The organism is Fretibacterium sp. (genome assembly GCF_057312375.1).
Window position 1 is genome coordinate 1 of record NZ_DBHLDX010000096.1, and the last position, 2,826, is coordinate 2,826.

The following is a 2,826-nucleotide window of genomic DNA, read 5'->3' on the forward strand; positions in this document are numbered from 1 at the left end:
GACCACGGCGGGCAGGACCAGCATCCCGGCCGCGTCGATGACGCGCTCTCCCGCGTCGAGCGTCCCTCTGGCGGCCATAGCCGCAATTTTGCCGTCCGCGATGCCGATGTCGGCCTCGACGAGCCCCGAGGGGACCGCGGTGAGGCCATTGACGACCGTACAGGAAAATTGTCTCGTACTCATGGTTCTCTACCTGCCTTGATCGACTCGGAACATTTCCGGGCCGAAGTTTTCAGAAAACGCCGAGCCCTCCGGGGAAGCCGCTGAACGGGGATCTCCGGCAGAGCTGAAGGATTCCCTTCGTTTGGTGCTCCTTGATTGCTTTTGAGAAGTTTTTAAGTTGATCAGCGCTTCCTTGAAATCACGATCGAGCGTTTGCCCCGAGCCTGGACTCCTGCCATCTGGCAACCCGGTTGAGGACGGTCAGCGCCAACAGAACCAGGATGGCGGTGGCCGACAGGCCCAGCATTGGAGAGTGAAGCCCTCCCACGACGAAACCGACGATGGAGGCGGCCCCCACCGTCAGGCTGTAGGGGAGCTGGGTCCGGACATGCTCCACATGGTCCGATCCGGCCGCGGTCGAGGCCAGGATCGTGGTGTCGGAGATGGGTGAGCAGTGGTCGCCGAAGACCCCGCCGCTCAGGGAAGCGCCGATCATCAGCTCCATCGACACGCCGAAATGATGCGCAATCGGCAGGGAGATGGGGATGATGATGGCCCAGACGCCCCAGGAGCTTCCCGTGGAGAACCCCACGAAGGCCCCCACGACGAAGAGGAAAGCGGGCATCAGGCCGGCAGGGACGTCGAAGCTCTCGACCAGGCCGATCAGGTATCCCTTGAGGTCCATCACCCCGGTGAGCGACCCTATGGACCAGGCCAGGACCAGGATGATTGGGATATCCGAATTGAGCGCCACGCCGTGGCACCACTCCGGCACGATGTCCTTGAACTGAAACACCCCGGAGCGCATGCCCACGACCCCCGCGGCGATCGACGCCGTCAGAAAGGACGTGGAGATGGACAACGCGATGTTAGAGTTCATAAAGGCCCCGCCGATCCCGTTGAGCTGTACGTCGCCGGTCCACAAGATCATGGCAATCAGTGTGGCGAACAGCACGCCCAGCGGAACCAGGAAGTTGGCGATTCCCAGGTTCACGTTGGCGAAGAGCCTGGACTCGTCCAGATCGTACTTGCCCATGGGGCTGTCGTTGGGGCCGATCAACTCGCCCGTCTCGATGGCACGCCGCTCGGCCCGATACATGGGGCCGATGTCCAGGTTCAGCACGATGACGGCCAGCAGGGCGAGCATCCCGAAGAGTGCGTAGAAGTTGAAGGGAAGCGCTCTGAGGTAGACGCTCCAGGGATTGTCGGAGATTCCGAGGGCGGTGAACTGGGTCGCGATCAGCCCAATGGCATAGGTGCTGTAGCTGGTGATCGGCGAAAGGGTCGCGAAGGGACAGCCCATGACGTCGCAGATATAGGCCAACTTCACGCGGGACACGCGCAGACGTTCGGTGATGGGGCGCATGATGGAGCCCAGGGTGAGGGTGGGCTCAGTGAAGATGAAGGCGAACGCGCTGAAGTAGGCCACCAGTTGGGCCTGTTTTCTCGTCCGGACCTTCCTGGCCGCGAAGTCTCCAAAGGCCTTGGCGCCTCCAGATCGCTTGATGAGATAGACGAATCCGCCGCAGGATACGATCAGCATCAGCATCCCCGCGTTCCACTCGTTGGCGATGAGGGGGATGAAGAACTTGGAGATCATTGTGGGGAAGGCGACGATCGGGTTCCAGCCGCAGACGATGGTGGTGCCGATCCAGAGCCCGATCAGAAGGGAGAACACGGTCTGCTTGGTGATCAGGGCCAGGATGATAGCCGTCAGCGGTGGGATGAGAGAAAGAAAGCCGTACTCCATGATAAAATCACCACTTCGAATAGAAAATGCATTCGTTCCAGGCAAAACAACGATCAATAGGACTTGTCACAGGGGGTCGAACGGCAGGGGGCGGTACGGACTGCGCCCATGCCCGTACCGGGCATGGGCGCAAGCTTCCGCTAGTGATCCAGCTCCGCCATCCAGAGGCGATAGAACCCCTTCGGGTGCATTTCGAAGTTCTTCACCCGGTTGTTGATCCCGACGATAGCCTCGCCGACCGACCAGAAGATCGCCGGCACATCGTCCAGGATGATCTGCTGGACCTCCTCGTAGATCTTGGCGCGCTCCTCACCGTCGGGGACGGAGAGACCCTTCTCCAGCAGCTCGTCCAGCTTCGGATTGCTGTAGTGGGACGAGTTGTTCGCGCCGATCGCGATGGAGTGGAACGTCCGTCCGAAGAAGTACTCCGGATCGGGAAGGTTGTTGCCCCAACCGCTCATCGCGAGGTCACATTCGCCTTTGCGGACGCCGTCAAGGAAGGCGCCGTACTCCATGACGCGGATCTCCGCGGTGATGCCGACCTCCTCCAGCATTCCCTGAATGATGGTCGCTGCGTCCATGCGCTCCTTCGACTCGTTGGTCCAGATTTCAAGTTTGAGGTCCTTGACCCCGGCCTCCGCCAGGAGCTTCTTAGCCCCTTCGACGTCCTGGGCAGGGATGGGGGCGTCCTTCAACGCATAGCGCATGCCTGGAGGCAGAGGACTCCCCGTGACGGAGCCGACGCCGCGACAGACGGCCTTCTGCATCCCCGGGATGTCGAGGGCCATCTTGATCGCCCTGCGCACGCGCACGTCCTTCAGGCCGGGGCGCTGGCAGTTCAGGGCGATGTAGTCCACCTGGTTCGAGGGATGCCGCAGCAGGGTCAGGTTCTTGTCGGACTCGATCCGTTCGAA

General features: G+C 61.5%; 2 protein-coding genes and 1 pseudogene. All 3 read right to left on the bottom strand.

Annotation, left to right across the window (positions count from 1 at the left end; all coding sequences use genetic code 11):
• Positions 1-183: pseudogene (locus ACO41U_RS09855) on the bottom strand (hypothetical protein); the annotation flags it as partial.
• 178 nt (positions 184-361) lie between these two features.
• The gene (locus ACO41U_RS09860) at positions 362-1,912 is read right to left on the bottom strand and encodes a Na+/H+ antiporter NhaC family protein (RefSeq protein WP_485943596.1); all 1,551 of its coding nucleotides are present in this window, start codon (positions 1,910-1,912) and stop codon (positions 362-364) included.
• Positions 1,913-2,052: 140 nt separating this feature from the next.
• Positions 2,053-2,826: ABC transporter substrate-binding protein (locus ACO41U_RS09865; RefSeq protein ID WP_485943598.1), on the bottom strand; the 774-nt coding region annotated here is incomplete at its 5' end.

Excerpts from the sequence above, each read along its gene's own strand:
- ACO41U_RS09860 (WP_485943596.1), bottom strand. The coding sequence starts at position 1,912 with ATGGAGTACGGCTTTCTTTCTCTCATCCCACCGCTGACGGCTATCATC.